At 51.9% G+C, this 17,371-nt stretch carries 21 protein-coding genes; 15 read left to right on the plus strand and 6 right to left on the minus strand.

Annotated elements, in window-relative coordinates; translation table 11 throughout:
- Window positions 1–162: 162 nt before the first annotated feature.
- The 10 genes from HMY34_RS09190 to HMY34_RS09235 all read left to right on the plus strand — a co-directional run bounded on the left by HMY34_RS09190 (window position 163) and on the right by HMY34_RS09235 (window position 7,851).
- Window positions 163–882 (plus strand): hypothetical protein, encoded by a 720-nt coding sequence (locus HMY34_RS09190; RefSeq protein WP_202718942.1) that lies wholly within the window; start codon window positions 163–165, stop codon window positions 880–882.
- A gap of 27 nt (window positions 883–909) precedes the next feature.
- Window positions 910–2,277, plus strand: a complete 1,368-nt coding sequence (locus HMY34_RS09195; protein WP_202718943.1) for a hypothetical protein — start codon at window positions 910–912, stop codon at window positions 2,275–2,277.
- A 4-nt stretch (window positions 2,278–2,281) separates the two neighbouring features.
- Window positions 2,282–2,827 carry a GTP-binding protein gene (locus tag HMY34_RS09200; RefSeq protein WP_228288025.1) on the plus strand — a complete coding sequence of 182 codons (546 nt, stop codon included), beginning with the start codon at window positions 2,282–2,284 and terminating at the stop codon, window positions 2,825–2,827.
- Window positions 2,827–3,474 carry a hypothetical protein gene (locus HMY34_RS09205; protein ID WP_202718944.1) on the plus strand — a complete coding sequence of 216 codons (648 nt, stop codon included), beginning with the start codon at window positions 2,827–2,829 and terminating at the stop codon, window positions 3,472–3,474. Before HMY34_RS09200 ends, HMY34_RS09205 begins: the two co-directional genes overlap by 1 nt.
- Window positions 3,475–3,512: 38 nt before the next feature.
- Complete coding sequence (locus HMY34_RS09210) at window positions 3,513–3,875, plus strand: roadblock/LC7 domain-containing protein (RefSeq protein ID WP_028488505.1); 363 nt, start codon at window positions 3,513–3,515, stop codon at window positions 3,873–3,875.
- A 102-nt stretch (window positions 3,876–3,977) separates the two neighbouring features.
- Window positions 3,978–4,463, plus strand: coding sequence for a PAS domain-containing protein (locus HMY34_RS09215; RefSeq protein ID WP_202718945.1), 486 nt, complete (start codon window positions 3,978–3,980; stop codon window positions 4,461–4,463).
- A 1-nt stretch (window position 4,464) separates the two neighbouring features.
- A complete protein-coding gene (locus HMY34_RS09220; RefSeq protein ID WP_202718946.1) occupies window positions 4,465–5,214 on the plus strand; it encodes a phosphate/phosphite/phosphonate ABC transporter substrate-binding protein in 750 nt (249 codons plus the stop codon).
- A gap of 2 nt (window positions 5,215–5,216) precedes the next feature.
- Complete coding sequence (locus HMY34_RS09225; protein WP_202718947.1) at window positions 5,217–6,293, plus strand: motility hub landmark protein FimV; 1,077 nt, start codon at window positions 5,217–5,219, stop codon at window positions 6,291–6,293.
- Window positions 6,294–6,454: 161 nt separating this feature from the next.
- On the plus strand, window positions 6,455–7,192 hold the full coding sequence (locus HMY34_RS09230) for an OmpA family protein (protein WP_202718948.1): 738 nt from the start codon (window positions 6,455–6,457) through the stop codon (window positions 7,190–7,192).
- Window positions 7,193–7,197: 5 nt separating this feature from the next.
- Window positions 7,198–7,851 carry a helix-hairpin-helix domain-containing protein gene (locus HMY34_RS09235; protein ID WP_202718949.1) on the plus strand — a complete coding sequence of 218 codons (654 nt, stop codon included), beginning with the start codon at window positions 7,198–7,200 and terminating at the stop codon, window positions 7,849–7,851.
- A gap of 1 nt (window position 7,852) precedes the next feature.
- On the opposite strand, the gene HMY34_RS09240 is transcribed toward HMY34_RS09235, so the two are convergent.
- Window positions 7,853–8,347 carry a hypothetical protein gene (locus HMY34_RS09240; RefSeq protein WP_202718950.1) on the minus strand — a complete coding sequence of 165 codons (495 nt, stop codon included), beginning with the start codon at window positions 8,345–8,347 and terminating at the stop codon, window positions 7,853–7,855.
- A complete protein-coding gene (locus HMY34_RS09245) occupies window positions 8,344–9,129 on the minus strand; it encodes a TatD family hydrolase (protein ID WP_202718951.1) in 786 nt (261 codons plus the stop codon). Before HMY34_RS09245 ends, HMY34_RS09240 begins: the two co-directional genes overlap by 4 nt.
- A 175-nt stretch (window positions 9,130–9,304) precedes the next feature.
- On the opposite strand from HMY34_RS09245, the gene HMY34_RS09250 reads away from it, so the two are divergent.
- The 4 genes from HMY34_RS09250 (at window position 9,305) to cobO (ending at window position 12,388) form a co-directional block, all read left to right on the plus strand.
- The gene (locus tag HMY34_RS09250; protein ID WP_202718952.1) at window positions 9,305–10,129 is read left to right on the plus strand and encodes a metallophosphoesterase; all 825 of its coding nucleotides are present in this window, start codon (window positions 9,305–9,307) and stop codon (window positions 10,127–10,129) included.
- A 122-nt stretch (window positions 10,130–10,251) separates the two neighbouring features.
- On the plus strand, window positions 10,252–10,812 hold the full coding sequence (locus tag HMY34_RS09255; protein ID WP_202718953.1) for a hypothetical protein: 561 nt from the start codon (window positions 10,252–10,254) through the stop codon (window positions 10,810–10,812).
- A 25-nt stretch (window positions 10,813–10,837) separates the two neighbouring features.
- A complete protein-coding gene (locus HMY34_RS09260) occupies window positions 10,838–11,755 on the plus strand; it encodes a tRNA dihydrouridine synthase (RefSeq protein ID WP_228288048.1) in 918 nt (305 codons plus the stop codon).
- Between the two features lie 27 nt (window positions 11,756–11,782).
- Complete coding sequence (gene cobO / locus HMY34_RS09265; RefSeq protein ID WP_202718955.1) at window positions 11,783–12,388, plus strand: cob(I)yrinic acid a,c-diamide adenosyltransferase; 606 nt, start codon at window positions 11,783–11,785, stop codon at window positions 12,386–12,388.
- A 7-nt stretch (window positions 12,389–12,395) separates the two neighbouring features.
- On the opposite strand, the gene HMY34_RS09270 is transcribed toward cobO, so the two are convergent.
- The 4 genes from HMY34_RS09270 to HMY34_RS09285 all read right to left on the minus strand — a co-directional run bounded on the left by HMY34_RS09270 (window position 12,396) and on the right by HMY34_RS09285 (window position 17,216).
- Window positions 12,396–13,220, minus strand: coding sequence for a hypothetical protein (locus HMY34_RS09270; protein WP_202718956.1), 825 nt, complete (start codon window positions 13,218–13,220; stop codon window positions 12,396–12,398).
- Between the two features lie 32 nt (window positions 13,221–13,252).
- Window positions 13,253–14,803 carry a coiled-coil domain-containing protein gene (locus HMY34_RS09275; protein ID WP_202718957.1) on the minus strand — a complete coding sequence of 517 codons (1,551 nt, stop codon included), beginning with the start codon at window positions 14,801–14,803 and terminating at the stop codon, window positions 13,253–13,255.
- A 146-nt stretch (window positions 14,804–14,949) separates the two neighbouring features.
- On the minus strand, window positions 14,950–16,224 hold the full coding sequence (locus HMY34_RS09280) for a dihydroorotase (RefSeq protein ID WP_202718958.1): 1,275 nt from the start codon (window positions 16,222–16,224) through the stop codon (window positions 14,950–14,952).
- Window positions 16,221–17,216 (minus strand): aspartate carbamoyltransferase catalytic subunit, encoded by a 996-nt coding sequence (locus HMY34_RS09285; RefSeq protein ID WP_202718959.1) that lies wholly within the window; start codon window positions 17,214–17,216, stop codon window positions 16,221–16,223. Before HMY34_RS09285 ends, HMY34_RS09280 begins: the two co-directional genes overlap by 4 nt.
- On the opposite strand from HMY34_RS09285, the gene HMY34_RS09290 reads away from it, so the two are divergent.
- Entirely contained in the window at window positions 17,215–17,370 is a 156-nt protein-coding gene (locus tag HMY34_RS09290; RefSeq protein WP_202718960.1) for a hypothetical protein, read from the plus strand. The genes HMY34_RS09285 and HMY34_RS09290 overlap by 2 nt on opposite strands.
- The last annotated feature ends 1 nt before the right edge of the window (window position 17,371 follow it).

Below are 17,371 nucleotides of genomic sequence, written 5' to 3' on the forward strand. Positions count from 1 at the left end.
CAGACTGCCCTATTGTAGCAGCATCATGCCACCAGAGAGCTTCACCTTTCATCAGAAAAACATTTTTCCGCGCTGCTTATAGACTATGATTAAAATGTCTTCTAGTATCCTGATAGAATATACTATAAACCACTGTTGAGTGTTTGGTGTGACTCTGAAATTATGTTAGGAAAATTGTTGCGCAGCGGGAAAACCCAGCCCCCGCCGGAATTGCCCTTGGTCTTTAGTCTTGCGTCTGAGCGTCAGCTCCGGTTGCATCAGCACCACGATTTTTTGGGTGTGTGGCGTTTTTTATCTCACCACATTCGCCGTTACCCGCACGATTTACGCGCACACACGCAACGCATCCTGTTGGCACAGCACGAATCGCTACGCAGCCGCCTGGCAGGCAGCCTTCAGGATCTATTTCTAGCCTTAGACAACGCCGGTTCGCTCTTACGTGAACGCTTATTTCACTTGGTGAAAGATGATTTAAGCCGATCAGATGAGCTATTTTTCCAGCAATGGTTGGAAGATTCCGCAGCTCACCACAGCGAACACCAACAATGGCGAGAAGGTTCTGTTTTGTCTACGGGGCAGGAAGCCTCCGTGATCAAACTGTTGAAACAGGAACGTGTGCAAGAAATCGCCCAATATTCTAACGTGATGGAAGAAGTTTTCGCCTGTTTGGAGTATGGTCAGATTGATACCGCCCGCGAGTTGTTAGAAGCCGAGGTTCTCGCAGGCAACACCGACGAGGCAATGGAGCAGGAGCTTGTGAACATTTATCAGTACACGCGCAGCAAGGATGGGCTGAATACGATGGTAAAGCAGATGCAGGAGGCGGGGCGTGAGGTTTCTGCCCTGTGGCTAGAGAAGCAGCAGGAATCCGAACAATGGTAAAAAAATAACGATAAGCAGGCTGGATTTATGCTGAAACATTCTAAAACAGGCCCCTTGAAAGTTGCGCTATTGGCAATTAGCCCGCACAACCGAGCGATACTTGAGTTTTTTTTCTCAGGTGCGGGGCGTAATTTATTTCGCGTCGTGCCAGAAGCAGAGGCAGAAGCTTTTATTCTGGATCACGATCACCCTGATGCCAAGGAAGATTGGCAACAACGGGCAGCGCTACGCAAACCCGGCATTATTTTGTCGGTACACCCGGCTGAATTGCCAAACTGCATCTGGATTCCCAAACCCTTAACATCACGCGCCTTAACCGATGCGGCTGACAGGGTGCAAGAACTGGCGGCTAATTTAACGCCAGAGAGCGACAAGGCACAGCGCCCTTCCGTCAATTCCACAACCCAAGTTGCAGCGGAAAAACCCGCAGTGAAGCAGGCGGAAGTGCATTTTCGCGACCTGCCACAACCGTTTGGGATACCGACGCACACGGAGCGCTCGGACAGAAAATTGCGTTCGCTGATAATTAATTTACCCGACGACGAAGAGCCTGAAGAGGAAGCCGCACCTGCCATGCCGGAGGCAGATATTCCTATTACCGTGTTTGACCCGGCGGAAGCGGATATTCCCTTGGAAGAGGTTGACCGCCCCGTTGATGATTCGCTGTCGCAAGAAGAGGCAGAAAATCGCTGGAAAGCGCTGTGCGGTGAACAGGACGACGTGCAGTCAGCGGCTGACGTGGCATTGTTTACCCCTGAAAATTACGTATTGAGTACGATTTTAGAAGCGATTCGCGTCGCCAGAGACACACAACAAACCGTTTATCTCAAGTTATCACCACAAGATTACGCATTATTGATGCCGCAACAGGGGCTTGCCTACTGCACATTGGACACCCGGTCAGAAGAATTCCGCGTCTTGTGCAATAATCCCGTACAAACGGGTCAAATTGCGCTACATATACCCAACAGTGCAGAACTTGAAGGCTTGGAACAGCACGCTATGCAGAATGCTGATGCCTTGTTGGATCTGGAAGCCTTTGTGTGGGTAAGCAGTTTGCTGACGGCACGAGGCCGCTTAGGACGTGGTGTTGAGATTGAGCAGACCATTTCTTTGAAATACTGGCCCAACCTGACGCGCCTTGAGCAGTTCCCCCACATTATGCGCATCGCGGCTTTGTGGAACCAACGCCCGGCAAGCTCACTGGATATTGCTAACGCCTTGGCTATTCCGCAACGCTATGTGTTTGCATTCCACACGGCAGCCAATGCACTTAACCTGTTTGAAATGGATCAGAACAAACTCAAAAGCCGGGAAAAAGAGCAGCCGAAGCAAGAAAACCGGGGCTTCTTCTCGCGCTTATTGAAGCGTTTGTTGGGAGGGGGGACGAAGTAGCTTTATGAGCAAAATGATTAACCGCAAAATTATTTTTACCGGCCCGGTTGGTGCAGGCAAGACCACCGCTATTGCCGCCATCAGTGATATAAAGCCGGTCGCGACCGACGAATATGCTTCGGACATGACCAAAAGTCGCAAGCCGCAAACCACCGTGGCAATGGATTATGGTTTGATTCGTTTAAGCGACAACGAGCGCGTGCATTTGTATGGCACACCCGGTCAGGAACGCTTTGATTTCATGTGGGATATTCTCACCAAGGGCGGGATCGGCTTGATCTTGCTATTGGATAATACCCGCAAAGATCCGTTTCAAGACATCCGTTTTTACACCAATGCTTTCCGTGATTTTATCGAAAAGCAGCAAATGGTGGTGGGGGTAACGCGCATGGATTTACACCGCCAGCCGGGGTTGCCCGAATACCGCCGCTATCTGGAATCGCTGTCATTGCAAGCGCCGGTCTTTGAGGTGGATGCGCGTAGTCACAAAGATGTCACCATGCTAATTCAGGCGCTGTTGTTCTCATTGGATCCGGGAGTGACTAACTGATGAGCGAGTACATACTCACAGAAAACTTGCATCTGGGTGTTACCCCAGCGGGTACTTACTATGCGGTACAGGACAATGCCGCCGAATCAGGGCGGTTGTTTTTGCACCGCTTGTTTCAGGAAGCTGTTACCCCGCTGTTTACGGTTGATGTTGCCTGTGAGCTAAGTGGCTACAAGAAAAAGCGTGCCTTGGAGTTTGTCCACTGGATGCAGGAAGCGGGGATGATTGTGGGGCAGGAACAAAGCGAATCTGCGCCAGACGAAACCTTAGAGCGTTTATTGCCCAAGTTGTTGCGTACCCTGTCTGACGAAGGTAAAGCAATTTTGGCAGAAAGCCGGGGGCTGTATTTAGGCAGTGCCGGTTTTACCCATGAAGCAGCGGAAGAGCTGGCAGCATTGAGTGCTAACTTGACGGCGGTGTATGCCCGCCACAAAGAATTGTTGCACGGCAATCTGGGCTATCGCCAACGGGCATGGGGTCTGGTGGATGCGAGTGGTAACAGTGAAGTCGGTTTTTGGCCGCTGTATATTGGTCAGAACAGGTTTACTCTGATTATTGGTGGCATTCCCCAATTCAACCAGCCACATTTTAAACGGTTGGTGTGGGCGCTGGAAATGCGTTACGGCAATACTGAAATACCTGTATAAATTGAATTAACTATTGATAACCAAGGAGAAAAAACGACATGCGCTCTGAAATGCTGAACTCCATTCTTAGTGACCTGAACGGTTCGTCTGCGGACATCGAAGCGTCTGCGGTTTTGTCGACGGATGGCTTGATGATGGCTTCTATGTTGCCTGGTGGTATGGATGAAGACCGGGTGGGTGCGATGAGTGCCGCTATGTTGTCACTGGGCGACCGGACGGCGGAAGAATTAGCACGTGGTGCATTGGAACAAGTGCTGATCAAAGGTGCGAGAGGCTACATTCTGATGACACACGCGGGTAATGAAGCGGTGGTGACGGTATTGGCAAAACCGAATGCCCGCCTTGGCTTGATTTTCCTGGATGTGAAGCGTGCCGCTGAAAACATCGGCAAAATCATCTAGTAGCTACGCTCAATGTCACAATAATAAAGTTGTCTCAATCAATGCAAGGCGGTCTATCACAGTGCCGTCTCAGACTGCGGGAAGCCAACACGGAGTGATGCGATGGAAGATATGACAAACAAGGACGTGAGGGAATCTTATACAGAACATCGGCTATGCTATTACGATGGCAATTCGCGTTGTGTTTTGGTTAAAGATGAGGAAACGCCTTTTCCAGAAGGTAAGTTGATTGTTTCGCGCACGGATCTGCGGGGCATTATTACCCATTGTAATCAGGCATTTGTGGAAATGTCTGGGTATACCGAAGCGGAATTGATTGGGCAGCCACATTACATTTTGCGACATCCTGATATGCCGAAAGCCATTTTTAAGGATGCATGGGAAACCGTAGCGCGAGGCGAAAAATGGCATGGCTATGTTAAAAATTTATGCAAAGATGGGCGTTATTATTGGGTGTATGCCACCATTATCCTCAATGTGCGAGCGGGGAATGCAGTCAGTTGTACCTCGGTAAGGCGTAAGCCGTCGCGTACCCAAGTTGATGCCTGCATTGCGTATTACGCTCAATTAAAGCAAGCGGAGGTCTGAAATGCAGCCTTATGTCATGACCGTCAGCCCCGACTTTCCACCCGCTCAGATTGCCGGTTGGTATATTTTTAATACGTGGTTGCAACGCCAATTGGGTGTGCCGATCCACGTGAGTTTGTTTGATGATTTCGCCAGCCAACGGGCAGTGATTCAGAACGATGGCATCGACCTGATTTACGCCAACCCCTTTGATGCAGCAATGTTGGTACGCGAAAAAGGCTTTACTGCCATTGCGACACCGTTGCACAAGTCGGATGAGGCGATTATTGCGGTGGCGGTTGATTCGCCTGTGCAACGTATTGAAGATTTAACGCCCGGTATTCGGATTGCAGCAACCGATGACCCAGATGTGAACCTGATTGCGATGATTATGTTGGAGCCTGCGGATTTGTCGGCTCAAAATGTCCAGACGCACACGGTGGATACCTATGTGTTAGTGGCTAAACGCTTATTGCAAGGTCAAGCAGACGTTGGATTTTTTCTGCGGGATGCATTTCAAACACTTTCCGGCATGATTCAGCGCCAGTTGCGTGAATTGATTCGCAGCGAAATACACGTGATTCGCCATGTATTGTTGGCAAGCCCGCGTTTGCAGGAACAGCATCAACAGTTACGCCGCCTGTTGCCCGCCATGAATACTGACCTTAAAGGCCAAGGTGTCCTAGCCAGCATGGGTTTGCAAGGCTGGGAAATACAGGAACAGGAAGATACCGAATTTATGATTGACCTGATGGATACACTGGTTAACTAACCATGAAAAAACTGACCCATTTTCACGCATTGGTACGCACCCGTTTGTTGCAGGTGTTGCTGCCTGTGTCACTGGCAGGCATGTGTTGGTCTGGCACAGTCTTCGCGGCGGATAGTACCTGGGAAATCAAGCCCGGCAACAGCTTGGGTAAGATCGTCGCGGAAAAATACCCCGATTATGGGAACCGTCAAGCGATTATGCGGGAAATCCTCAAGCGTAACCCGCAGGCTTTTCGCACTGAAAATATTAACAGCCTGATCGTCGGCAAAACACTTCAATTACCCGACCCTGCTGACATCCCTGATCTAAAACCGCCCGCACCCAAACCTGCCGAGGCTGCTGGTGTCGACCCAGCCCTTCAAGAAAAACTGCAAGCGTTAACAGCACAGGTCACGGAACTCGAAGAAACCATCACCATACTTGAAGAGGAAAATACAGCCTTACAGGAAATGGTGAATGACGCAGCGACCGGTAAATCTCCCGCTGCCAGCACCGCACCTACTCCTGTTCCAGTTCCTGTTGATAATACCTTGCAACAGCGCTTAGATGAGGCCGAAACCGCCTTAGCCGCGAGCAAAGCTGCCAATACCACCTTGGAAGAACAACTGGCGATAACCAAGCGTGAGAACGAAGTATTGCAGAACGATCTGCAACAGATTCGTGCAGCCGCAGCGGTTGCGGAAACCAAGGCCAAGGGTTCAGGCAATTTACCGTGGATCTTACTGGGATTATTGGCACTGTTGACCTTGCCGCTGCTTTGGTTATTACGGCGCAAACGTGAAACCGTGCCAGCCGCCGTTGCTAGTGCGGTAGCAGTCGAACCCGCCATGCCGGTAATGACAGCCCCTGATAAGCAGCCGGAGGTATCAACACCCGTAATGGCTGATGTGCCAGCGACGGTCAGTGTCATGCCAGCCGTGGATGAAAACCCGGATGCGGCGCTCAAGCTTGACATTGCCCGTGCGTATTTGGATTTACGGGATTCCGTCGGAGCGGCTGATATTTTGCAAGATGTCTTGGTCGAAGGCGGTGAACAGCAACGCCAAGAAGCCCGTGAGATTTTATCTTTCATTACGTGATTAAACCGCTAGTCTTTATAAATTAGCAGCTTATCCTGCTAGTCTGCCGCTTATCCCCCTCTGTCCTGCTGTCACTGGCGAATATATCGCGATGCTTCTACTCTCAAGGCTCAACCATTGGTCTATATTCTATGGTTCGAGTAATACATTGGGAGTGTCGAATGGCTTTTTCTGCGTTCACCGTGAGCAAACAGCAAGTCATGCCGTTTGCTGCATTATTGGCGTTAGTAGCGGTCACGGTCTTAACCCTGTTGAGTTTACTGGTACAGCAACCGGCAATTGAAACGGATTTATTGCAACGTACCCGCCAAGCCTTAGCAGAATCCGGTCTGCCTACGCATTTGGTTCATTTTAATGGGCGTGACGGTGTTTTAACCGGAACCATTGCGGGTGAAACCGAGGGGCAACGCTTAGCGCAAATCGTCAGCAGTGTTTATGGGGTACGTCACGTTGAAAACCGTCTGATTCCTGTCAGCACGGCTTCCGCACAAGTGGATAATGTGGAGGTTCCCCCCCTACCCATGCCCGGTTTGTATACGCCGCCCAAACGCTACCCTATCGAGAAAATCGACTTAAGCGCGATTCAATTCGAGTATTCCAGAGCAGAATTAAACAACAACGCCGTCGCCGCCTTGGAGCAAGTGCTGGTGGAATTGCGCCAACAGCCTGCCATGATCATTGAAGTATCCGCGCACACCGACCATGAAGGCACCGCGTTAGGCAATTTGACGGTCAGTCAAGCGCGTGCCGAAGTGATCCGCAATTACTTATTATCGCAAGGCATTGAGGCCAAACAAGTGCGTGCCAAGGGCTACGGTTCTACCCGCCCCATCGTCGAGCAAAGTACTGCCGAGTCGACGCGCAATCGGCGGATTGACATTACTGTGTTGGAGCAATAGCCAAGATGTTTTATCTCGCTCTCCACATGGTGTTATTGCTGAGCGTTGCGCTGTTGATCGGCGTATGGGTGGGCGGTTGGGTGGCAAAATGGCACTATGCACGTGAATCAGCGCAGTGCCTCACCGAATTGGCGGGCTTGCGGCGCAACTATCAGGATGCGACCGCCGACAATGCGTATCTGCGCAGTAAAACTCGCCAATTGGAAAAAGTCTTACGCAAAATCGGCACACCACCAGCGGAAAGCGAATACGGTGAATTCCTAGAACTCAGGAAAACCTTGGAAAAAACCCGGCGGGAATACCAAGTCTTGCTGGAACAATACCACCAGCAAGAAAAAATCTTGGCTGATGAACGGCGGGAATGGCAGCGTCATCAACAAGCATTGGTAACAATACAAACTTCCCCCTTAACAGCGGAATCACTTTGCGCATCAATAACCGATATGCCACCACCCCTGGCAGGCAGGTACGACGATCTGACCCGAATTCAAGGCATTAGCCAACAATTAGCCAGCCACTTAAAGGCGTTAGGAATTGTCACCTACCGCCAAGTGGCTGAATTTACCACGGATGATATGCAGCATATTCAACGCATTATCGGCACCGAACGCTACCAGCCACCAGAAGGCTGGGTACAGAACGCGCGTGCCTTGTGCTGACTCAAAACTTGGCAGGTTTCTGGTGAGTACGCACAATCAGGAAGCCTTTTTTCAACTCTGCATGGTAAATCAAACCAATTTCACGGCCTTCAGCGCTGCCAATAAAACACGTTTCACGCTCTAATGCCGCCGGTTGCCACCAAGGGGCTGGAGGTTGCTGTGTCATGAAGGTATTTTGTAGGATTTCTGGGCTGAGGTTTTGTTGCTTCAGGTTATTCTGACGGATGAAATATTCAACCCCCGTGCGTTCCGTTCCAAACATAAACCATGAAGTATTGCCTTGCGCGGCGCTTTGGTTGCTGGCTTGCACGTCGGTCACGTTAGCAGGCGTGGTGCCAAACCAATCGGCAAGCGCTTGCTTGGCGCGTTCGGGGTCAGCGACCCGCAACGTGGTTTTGGATGCTGGAAAAAATTGTTCCGCAATATAGGGCGTCAGCGTCAGACTCACCCCGGCAAGGATGACGAATACCATCAGGGCTGGAAAAAAGTATTTCATAAAATCTCGTGTTGCAGTTTGAACAAGTGTAACGCATTCGCGGTGGTCACTTCAGCAATGTGCTCAAGGCTCTCGCCCCGCAATTCCGCCAAACTTGCCGCAATCACCGGCAAACGGGTGGGGTCATTGCGTTTGCCACGCCAAGCACTGTCAGGCTGATCGGGCGCATCCGTTTCTAGTAAGAGCCTTTCCAACGGCACATTCGCAAGTACCTGCCGCAGCCGCTGAGCGCGAGGATACGTCACTGTGCCGCCCACCCCCAAATAAAACCCTAATTTGATGAGCGTATCCGCTTGCTGTTGACTGCCTGCAAAACTGTGAATGACCCCACCTAAATTTTTTTTATTAGAAAAGCGTCGAATGTGTTTGAGAACACAGTCAAGCGAACGGCGAGCATGGATAATGAGGGGCAGCTCGAATTCGCGGGCTAATATTAAGTGGGCGATAAATAGGGTTTCTTGTTGCACTACGTCCAGCTCAGGCAGGTAAAAATCCAACCCACATTCGCCAATCGCGACGGGTTGTTCCTGCTCCAGCCAGTGGCGCAATGACACACTGTCAGCGGGGGTATGCTCGGCAAGGTACACAGGGTGTAACCCATAGGTTGCATGAAAACGCGGCGACATAGTGCAAATATCACGCAATCGTGGCCAATGGTTGGCGCTAACGGCTGGAAAAATAAGGTCGCTAACGCCGAGCGTGCTCATTTTATCTACTAATAATGACCGGTCGTCGGCAAAATCAGGCTCATCAAAGTGGCAGTGTGTGTCGATTAGTCTCATTTGCAGTAAAGTACAATATAATGAATGTAATGAATAGGATGTGGCTAGTGTTAACGATCGCGATTAGCGAATATTGTTACCCAAAAAAGAAACTAGCCAACGCATTGAAAATAATTATAAGATGTTGTTATGTGGTCAGTTATGCTAAGAAACAGGCTCGTGAGGGGCTATAAAGATGAATAAAACACCTGATGCCGTGCGTCTATTTCAAGTGACAGACAGTCACTGCTACGCCAGTGATGACAGCCGTTTGACGTGGACAGACATGCCCATTTATCCCAACTTGTCGTTACGGGCAATGCTGGCACATTTAAGCGCTGAGGCACAAGGCTATAGTGCCTTGTTATTGACGGGTGACTTAGCACAGGAAGAAATTCCTGCCACTTATCAGCGCATCAATGCTTTGCTTAATACTTTTCCATTACCGGTTTACACCATCCCCGGTAATCACGATATTCCGCAAATGATGCAGGAAAATCTCAACGGCAATGTCACCATGCCGGAACACGTTACGGTAGGGTTGTGGCATTTATTATTGCTGGATACTCATGCCGATGGCAAACCCGACGGGCGCTTGACCGAAGCGCAATTCGAGCGTTTTGAGCAGCAACTGATGACACTTCCTGAAAATCACTTCGCCGCTATTTTCATGCACCACCACCCCGTACCGATAGACAGCGAGTGGATGGATGTCATGGGCTTGCAACAGAAAACCTACTTTTGGAATCTGATTGAGCATTTCCCGCAAGTCAAAGTGGTGTTTAACGGGCATATTCACCAAGAATTCAATGGCAAGCACGAATATGCCGATGGACGCATTGTCGCGGTTCACGGCACGCCCGCCACCTGCGTACAAATGAAACCCGTGCGCAAAAATATCGAATTCGACCACACCAAACCGGCATGGCGTGATATTGCGCTATTAGCCGATGGTAGCGTGGAAACGCGAGTGTATTACCTGCCCTTTGCGGTTCATGCGGATGCCATAAACTCGATTTGACAGTGCTGGGTTAATCCCGTAGTTTGCAACGCTGTTTAGGTGCGCTCATTTTAATGGGCGTTAAACCCATCCTCTTACTGGGTCGTCCCTAAAGGGTATAAAGGCTATCAGGAGCTACGACAATGTTTGCACTTTCTACAAAAAATCAATGGCTGGCTGGCGGTATTTTGCTGCTGGTCATGCTTGTCACCCGCGCTCATGTGAGCGATCACTTGCTGGATGCGTCTTGGGCGGTCTTTTTCCTTGCTGGCTTTTACCTGCGCAATCTATTGGCGTTTGGGGTATTCATGGCAATGGCGGTAGCGATTGATTACGTTGCAACGAGTCAGCTTGGCGTCAGCAATTTCTGTGTGTCGCAAGCGTATATTGCACTGGTTCCGGCTTATGGCGCGATGTTTGCTGCCGGGCGTTGGTTTACGGGTCAGTATCACGGTGAAAACTGGGTATCCCTAAGCAAGTTGATGCTGGCGGTCTTGGTCGGGTTTGCGCTGACGGAAATCATTTCCAATGGCAGTTTTTACGCCTTTTCTGGTACATTCACCGACATTAGTGTGAACGGGTTTGTGGCGCAAGTGGTGAAGTATGCACCGCACGGTTTGTATGTGACCAGCATGTACCTGACGGTTGCGGCCTTGCTGCATATCGCGATTAAGCAAGTGACCGGTGTGAAAACCACGGTATAGTCGCGTGCGCCTAATCCTCGCCCCAATGGAGGGCGTGATGGATCACACCATGCGCGACTTGCTTACCCGTGTCGGCGGTTACGACCGTTGCGTGACCGAGTTTGTGCGGGTGGTCGATCGGCAATTGCCCACGCGGGTGTTTTACCGCGCTTGTCCCGAATTGCACACGGGTGGTAAAACGCCCGCCGGAACGCCGGTGTATGTGCAACTCCTCGGCGGTGATCCGCTGTACATGGCGTTGAATGCGCAGATACTGGAGCGTTTGGGCGCACCCGGCATCGACATCAATTTCGGCTGCCCCTCCAAAACCGTGAACAAAAGCGATGGCGGTTCAGTGTTATTGCGCGAACCGCAGCGCGTGCATGACATTGTGCAAGCGGTGCGGGCGGCGGTCAGCCCGCAAATCCCGGTCACAGCTAAAATCCGCCTCGGCTTCAAAGACAGCAGCTTGCTGGCAGACATTACTCACGGCGTCCAAGCAGCGGGGGCAACCGAATTGTGCATCCACGCCCGCACCAAGCAACACGGTTATTTGCCCCCCGCGTATTGGGCAGAAATCGGCACGGTCAAACCGCATTTGCGCCTGCCGGTGATTGCCAACGGTGAAATCTGGTCAGTGGCGGATGCCATTCAAGCCCAAACCGACAGCGGCTGTGCGGATTTAATGTTGGGGCGTGGCGCATTAAGTTTCCCCGATTTGGCACTGGCGATTCGGGCGCGATTAGCCGGTGAAGCGTATACGCCGCTGTCATGGGCGCAAGTGCTGCCCCTGGTGATGCGCTATTCTACCGAATTAGAAGCCCGCGCCCCGCAATACGCCGCGAGTTTCATCAAGCAATGGTTCACCTATTTGCGCCGCCAATACCCCGAAGCCGAAGCGCTGTTCCAACACATAAAACGTATGAAACTGCCGAGCGAGATCAAAGCGGCTATTATCGCGTAGCTTCCCCCTTTGAACCGAGACGAACCGATGACTGACACCGATAAAAACACCCGCCACCAACTGCGCATGGCACGCAAAAAAGCCATTATCGACGCCAACATCGCCAATGCTGACCAAGAAAAAGGCTTGTTACTGGTGTTGACCGGCAATGGCAAAGGCAAATCCAGCTCCGCATTTGGCATGGTGGGGCGCTCCTTGGGGCATGGCATGAAAGTAGGTGTCTGCCAATTCCTCAAAAGCCGTACCGACACCGGCGAAGAGGCGTTTTTTGGGAAACAAGCTCGCTGCGAATGGCACGTATTGGGCGACGGTTTTACCTGGGAAACCCAAAACCGCGAACAAGACATTGCGACCTCGGAACGCGGCTGGGCAGTGGCACAAGCCATGTTGACCGACGCCAGTTACGATTTGGTGGTATTGGATGAGCTGACGTATTTGCTCAATTACGGCTATCTGGATGCGGATCAGGTGCTGGATACCATCGGCGCTCGCCCGCCCATGCAACACGTGGTGGTCACAGGGCGAGCCGCCAGCGAAACCTTACGCGATTTCGCCGACACCGTGTCGGACATTACCGATGTAAAACACGCTTACCGCGACGGCATTAAAGCGCAACCGGGCATTGACTTGTAGCGCTAATTTATTTCACCCATTGGTCTACCAATACTTTGGCGCGGCGAGCGTATTCGTTATACGCCTGTTGCCAAGCTTCGCTGCTGAGTTCTGGGAAATACAGCGGCTGGCAATCTTGCGCCATGATTTCGGTCGCCGCGAGGTAATAACCTTGATTGCGGTAGCGCCACGTAAATTCTGCGCCACCACATTGCAATTCATCGTTGGGAAACGCGCGTTTGAGCACCAAGCGGGTGCGAATTTCTTTGTACCCTTGTTCCTTTTGGTGATTCAGTACGTGCAAACTGCCATCGCCTTCTGCTAAAACGCGATACTTACCGTTGGCGGCTTTTTGCAACACCCACTGATGCGGTTCGGTATCGCCTTGGCGCAGCTTGGCGCTTTCGTCATCACTCAAGCATTGCATGGCGGAAAACGCGATCACCCATTCCTGTGTGGTGGGCTTATCATCCAGTTCAAAGGAAACCCCCAGCACTGGGCAATCCAAACGCTTGCGGTTATTGGCGGGGGTATAGAAAGCCGGGTAACGCTTGCGGAACGGGTTCACGGTGCTATCGGCTGATAAAGCCGCGTTCAAGGCCGAGCTTACGGGGCGGAACACGTCATCGTATTGCTCCCCCATTAAGTCGGCTTTGTTTTTGTACAACACCACCCACCCATTCGCGGCAGGCAACGCGGGCATGGCTGGTGGGAAACGGGTGTCAAAGGCCGCTTTGTACCAATTATTACTCAGCTTGACTGCCGGTTCATCGGGAGCGGCGCTGCTGGCAGCGCTCAAACAGCAGCCGATAACAAGCAATAAGCGGCTTAAGATTGTTGTGTTGTACACCATTGGGTTGGTTATCCTCCGTGATAATCCTGTGATTAGGCAGCTTGCGCAAAGCCCTGTTGTACCAAAGTATCCATCAGCGCCTGCCATTGAGCGGGCGTTTGCGGGTTTTGCCGCTTGAGTAGGGTATGCAATTCCAGCATATCCACCTCACGGTAACAGCGCCCCCGCGCTTGCACCTGCCGCCGGAAATCGCACGCGGGCGGCACGCCTAAAATCGCGTCGTACTGATAATAGCGACCATCGGTCGGGCTAAGTGATGACTTATTCTTGAAGCCAATGACGTAAATATTAGCACCACCACCGAGTCGCAAAGGATACAACGCAATCTTGTCGGCTGCCAGTGGCTGGTTCTGAATATCCGTATTGCCCATGATCGACCCGCTTAACATGCCGTTAATCGAAATCGTGTGTTGCCCACCGATCTGCAAATGATTATTGCGGATGTGCAAATTGCGAAACGCGCCATCACTGGCAAAGATGCCTTGCAATGCCCCATCGGAATACAGCAGATTGCCGGAAACGCTGACATTGCTCATGACTGCGCCACCAAAACGGTCAATTCCATCCGCTGTACGGTCAGGAATCAATTGAAACGCATCGCGGTGTGCCATGCGTAAAAACGGAAAGACGCGGTGCGTGCGCCCGCGCTGTTGCTGATAGGCATTGATATTGTTCACCAGCTTGTCAAAATCCTGAGCAAAACTGGAATATACCGTGTCATCCACCGCGACCAAATCGCCAATCGTCAAATTGCCTTGGCTGTTGATTTGCATAAAATCGCGAATAAAAAATGCCTGCCCCGTGCGTCGCCCATTCAAATTGAGACGCGGAAAACGGCGTTTTTCGGCATCGCTGATCAGCGGCAAGCGGTTGTATAAGTCTTGCGCTTGGGTTTGATTGCGAATCCAATACAATGGAGCGCTATTATTGTCGCGAATAATCTTGTAAGCAGCGGCTTTGCTGTCAGTGGCCGGAATCTTAGCAGCGCTGTATTTACCTTCCAGCAATTCTTTGAGAATGGCGTTATGCGCGTAATCTTGGTTGCCACTGGTGTTAAACGTATCTGCCACGGTGATAATGAAATCATTCCCACTGGATGCCGGTGGCGTAGGTGCGGGCGTTGGTGCAGGTGGAATAGGTACTGGGGCGGGAACAGGTCTTGCTGGCGTAGTAGGTACGGGTGCAGCCCCCACGTTCATTGCCAGCAAGCGGGTTTGTTCGGCTTCGAGGTTTTGCAATTCTCGCGCCCATTCGTTGATTTTTGCTGCATTATTAACCCGTTGGTATTCCGTCAGCATTTTATTGGCGTATTGGATTTTATAAGGCAACTCATTGAGGCGCTTGCGAATTTCGGCGGGCGTCATGCTAGGGGCTACAACGGGCGGCGCATTCAGCCAATCGGTGAGGCGCTTGGATTCGGCATTGTAATTATCACGCCGCTCGCGCCACAGGTTGGCGGAAGCTTGATTGCGGGCTTGCAACGCTTCGCGCATTTTGGTATCAGCGTCTTTTGCCAAATTATTCATTTCCTGAATTTTGGCTTTGACAATGGCGCGGTTATCCGCAGCGGTGGTTTGTGGCATGGTGTCGTTCCCCAAATGTTATTCGCCTGTCGTATTATCTGATAGACCAAAATCTGCCTACAAAGTTAGACACGGGCGCAGGTTTCTATCACTTAATTCTAGTGCGAAATCGACCATTTGTTGTGAAAAATATGCCGCTTATTCACTTACACACTAAAAACAGTCTTTCCTGCCAATAACGTGCGTTTCACCGCACCGTTAAAATTCCAGCCCCCAAACGGCGAATTCTGCCCGCTGCTGTGCATGTGGTTCAAATCCAGCTCCCACAACGCAGCCGGGTCAAACAACACCAAATCCGCCGGAGCGCCCACGCTGATTTCCCCCGCTTCGCTGCCAATAATGCTGGCAGGGGCAATCGTCACTTTGCGCAAGGCTTCCGACAAGCTCAGTACGCCATCCTCCACCAGTCGCAAAGTCAGCGGCAACAAGGTTTCCAGCGCCGAAATCCCCGGTTCGGTTTGCTGAAATGGCGCAAGTTTGGCATCGACTTCGTGCGGCTGATGGTCGGAACAAATCGCGTCAATCGTGCCATCCGCCAGCCCTTCGCGCAGTGCCTCCAAATCGCGGGTAGAGCGCAACGGCGGCATCACATGGCACAGCGGGTTGAAATCGCTGACATCGCGATCGGTCAAGAACAATTGGTGCGCGGCGACATCGGCAGTAATCTCAAGGTCGCTTGCCTTGGCTTGACGCACCAAGCGCACACTCAAACGCGCCGATAAGCGGCAAAAATGCACCTTCGCCCCCGTATGGCTGGCAAGTGCCAAGGTTTGTGCCACCGCCACGGTTTCCGCCGCCGAAGGAATCGCGGGCAACCCTAAACGTGCCGACACCTCACCTTCGTGCATATAACCACCCGCTGCCAGCGCATGTTCCAAAGGGTAAATGAACACCGTGAGGTCGTGCGTGGCGGCATACTCCATCGCCCGGCGCAAGGTTTGCAAGCTATGAAACGGTTGCAGCCCATTGCTCACCCCCACGCAACCGGCGCGTTTCAGACTCGCCATATTGCTCAGTTGTTCGCCTTTCAGCCCTTGGGTCAAATTGCCCAATACTTCGACATTGGCGTATTGCGAACGGCGATTCAAATCGTAAATCAGCTTCACCTGCGCGGCATTGTCAAAGCTGGCACGCGGTTCCGGCTGGTAACACAGGGTGGTAATGCCACTGGTAGCGGCAGCGAAGGTTTCACTTGCCAACGTCGCTTTCTGATCCAACCCCGGCTCACGTAGCCACGCGGACAAATCAATTGCACCGGGAAATACCCACAACCCCTTGGCATTGATTTCCTCATCGGCAACAAACGCGGCGGACGTTTCGGCAATTGCCGCAATCCGCCCGCCGTCAATCAACAACGTGCGCTGCCCATCCAAGCCGCTGGCGGGGTCAACCACCCGTGCGTTGCGTATCAACAAACTCATGCCGCACCCCCTTGTGGCCCCATAATCATCGACATCACCGCCATGCGCACCGCAATGCCGTTGGTGACTTGTTCCAAAATTACCGACTGCATTCCATCGGCGACCCGTGAATCAATTTCCACGCCGCGATTAATCGGGCCGGGGTGCATCACAATCGCGTCGGGCTTAGCGTGTTTCAGGCGGGCTTCAGTCAAGCCGTAGAGTTTGAAAAATTCGCGTTCGGAGGGCAGCAGCGCAGTCTGCATCCGTTCGCGTTGCAGGCGCAGCATAATCACCACATCCACATCCTCAATGCCTTCTTCCATGTGGTGGAATACGTTCACGCCCATTTTTTCGATGCCCGCAGGCACGAGCGTTTTCGGGGCAACCACGCGCACTTCGCCGGTTGCTAACGTGGTCAGGGCGTGAATTTGCGAACGTGCTACCCGCGAATGCAACACATCGCCCACAATTGCCACTTTCAAAGGCTGGAAACTGCCCTTTTTCTGGCGGATGGTGAACATATCCAACATCGCTTGGGTGGGGTGCGAATGCCGCCCATCGCCCGCGTTCAGCACGCTGATGTGCGGTGCGCAGTAGCGGGCAATGAAATGCGCCGCGCCCGCATGTTCATGGCGCACCACGAACATATCGGCGTTCATCGCTTCCAGATTGCGCACCGTATCCAGCAAGGTTTCGCCTTTGGATGCCGACGAGGTGCGAATGTCGAGGTTGGTGACATCTGCACCCAGCCGTTGTGCGGCGATTTCAAACGTCACACGGGTACGGGTGGAGTTCTCGAAAAACAGGTTCATGACCGTTTTGCCGCGCAGCAGGGGGGCTTTTTTCTGCTGTTTATTCGGCAAGGTGACAAATTGTTCGGCACGGTCAAGGATCTCTTCCAACAATAGCGGCGGCAAACCTTCGATAGTCAGAAAGTGTTTCAACTTGCCGTCTTTGGTCAATTGCATACGCGACGGTAGCGGCCCTGGGGAAAGGTGAGCGTGGAGCATGGATGCACTCGCTTTTATTTTGAACACTAAAGGTGCGGGTATCTTACAAGGTTGCGCTCTTAAAGCGAACTGTCACCTTTCATATTTTTCACACAGCCGTTATAAACGGCTTAACCCTCACCTGCCAGTTCCGCCTGTTATTTTTGCAAAATAAG

Origin of the sequence: Thiothrix subterranea (genome assembly GCF_016772315.1) — a bacterium.
Classification (GTDB): domain Bacteria; phylum Pseudomonadota; class Gammaproteobacteria; order Thiotrichales; family Thiotrichaceae; genus Thiothrix; species Thiothrix subterranea.

Bases quoted from the DNA above. Each gene is read 5' to 3' on its own strand.
- HMY34_RS09190 (WP_202718942.1), top strand. From the start codon at position 163: ATGTTAGGAAAATTGTTGCGCAGCGGGAAAACCCAGCCCCCGCCGGAA.
- HMY34_RS09195 (WP_202718943.1), top strand. From the start codon at position 910: ATGCTGAAACATTCTAAAACAGGCCCCTTGAAAGTTGCGCTATTGGCA.
- HMY34_RS09200 (WP_228288025.1), top strand. From the start codon at position 2,282: ATGAGCAAAATGATTAACCGCAAAATTATTTTTACCGGCCCGGTTGGT.
- HMY34_RS09205 (WP_202718944.1), top strand. From the start codon at position 2,827: ATGAGCGAGTACATACTCACAGAAAACTTGCATCTGGGTGTTACCCCA.
- HMY34_RS09210 (WP_028488505.1), top strand. From the start codon at position 3,513: ATGCGCTCTGAAATGCTGAACTCCATTCTTAGTGACCTGAACGGTTCG.
- HMY34_RS09215 (WP_202718945.1), top strand. From the start codon at position 3,978: ATGGAAGATATGACAAACAAGGACGTGAGGGAATCTTATACAGAACAT.
- HMY34_RS09220 (WP_202718946.1), top strand. From the start codon at position 4,465: ATGCAGCCTTATGTCATGACCGTCAGCCCCGACTTTCCACCCGCTCAG.
- HMY34_RS09225 (WP_202718947.1), top strand. From the start codon at position 5,217: ATGAAAAAACTGACCCATTTTCACGCATTGGTACGCACCCGTTTGTTG.
- HMY34_RS09230 (WP_202718948.1), top strand. From the start codon at position 6,455: ATGGCTTTTTCTGCGTTCACCGTGAGCAAACAGCAAGTCATGCCGTTT.
- HMY34_RS09235 (WP_202718949.1), top strand. From the start codon at position 7,198: ATGTTTTATCTCGCTCTCCACATGGTGTTATTGCTGAGCGTTGCGCTG.
- HMY34_RS09240 (WP_202718950.1), bottom strand. From the start codon at position 8,347: ATGAAATACTTTTTTCCAGCCCTGATGGTATTCGTCATCCTTGCCGGG.
- HMY34_RS09245 (WP_202718951.1), bottom strand. From the start codon at position 9,129: ATGAGACTAATCGACACACACTGCCACTTTGATGAGCCTGATTTTGCC.
- HMY34_RS09250 (WP_202718952.1), top strand. From the start codon at position 9,305: ATGAATAAAACACCTGATGCCGTGCGTCTATTTCAAGTGACAGACAGT.
- HMY34_RS09255 (WP_202718953.1), top strand. From the start codon at position 10,252: ATGTTTGCACTTTCTACAAAAAATCAATGGCTGGCTGGCGGTATTTTG.
- HMY34_RS09260 (WP_228288048.1), top strand. From the start codon at position 10,838: ATGGAGGGCGTGATGGATCACACCATGCGCGACTTGCTTACCCGTGTC.
- cobO (WP_202718955.1), top strand. From the start codon at position 11,783: ATGACTGACACCGATAAAAACACCCGCCACCAACTGCGCATGGCACGC.
- HMY34_RS09270 (WP_202718956.1), bottom strand. From the start codon at position 13,220: ATGGTGTACAACACAACAATCTTAAGCCGCTTATTGCTTGTTATCGGC.
- HMY34_RS09275 (WP_202718957.1), bottom strand. From the start codon at position 14,803: ATGCCACAAACCACCGCTGCGGATAACCGCGCCATTGTCAAAGCCAAA.
- HMY34_RS09280 (WP_202718958.1), bottom strand. From the start codon at position 16,224: ATGAGTTTGTTGATACGCAACGCACGGGTGGTTGACCCCGCCAGCGGC.
- HMY34_RS09290 (WP_202718960.1), top strand. From the start codon at position 17,215: ATGGATGCACTCGCTTTTATTTTGAACACTAAAGGTGCGGGTATCTTA.
- HMY34_RS09285 (WP_202718959.1), bottom strand. From the start codon at position 17,216: ATGCTCCACGCTCACCTTTCCCCAGGGCCGCTACCGTCGCGTATGCAA.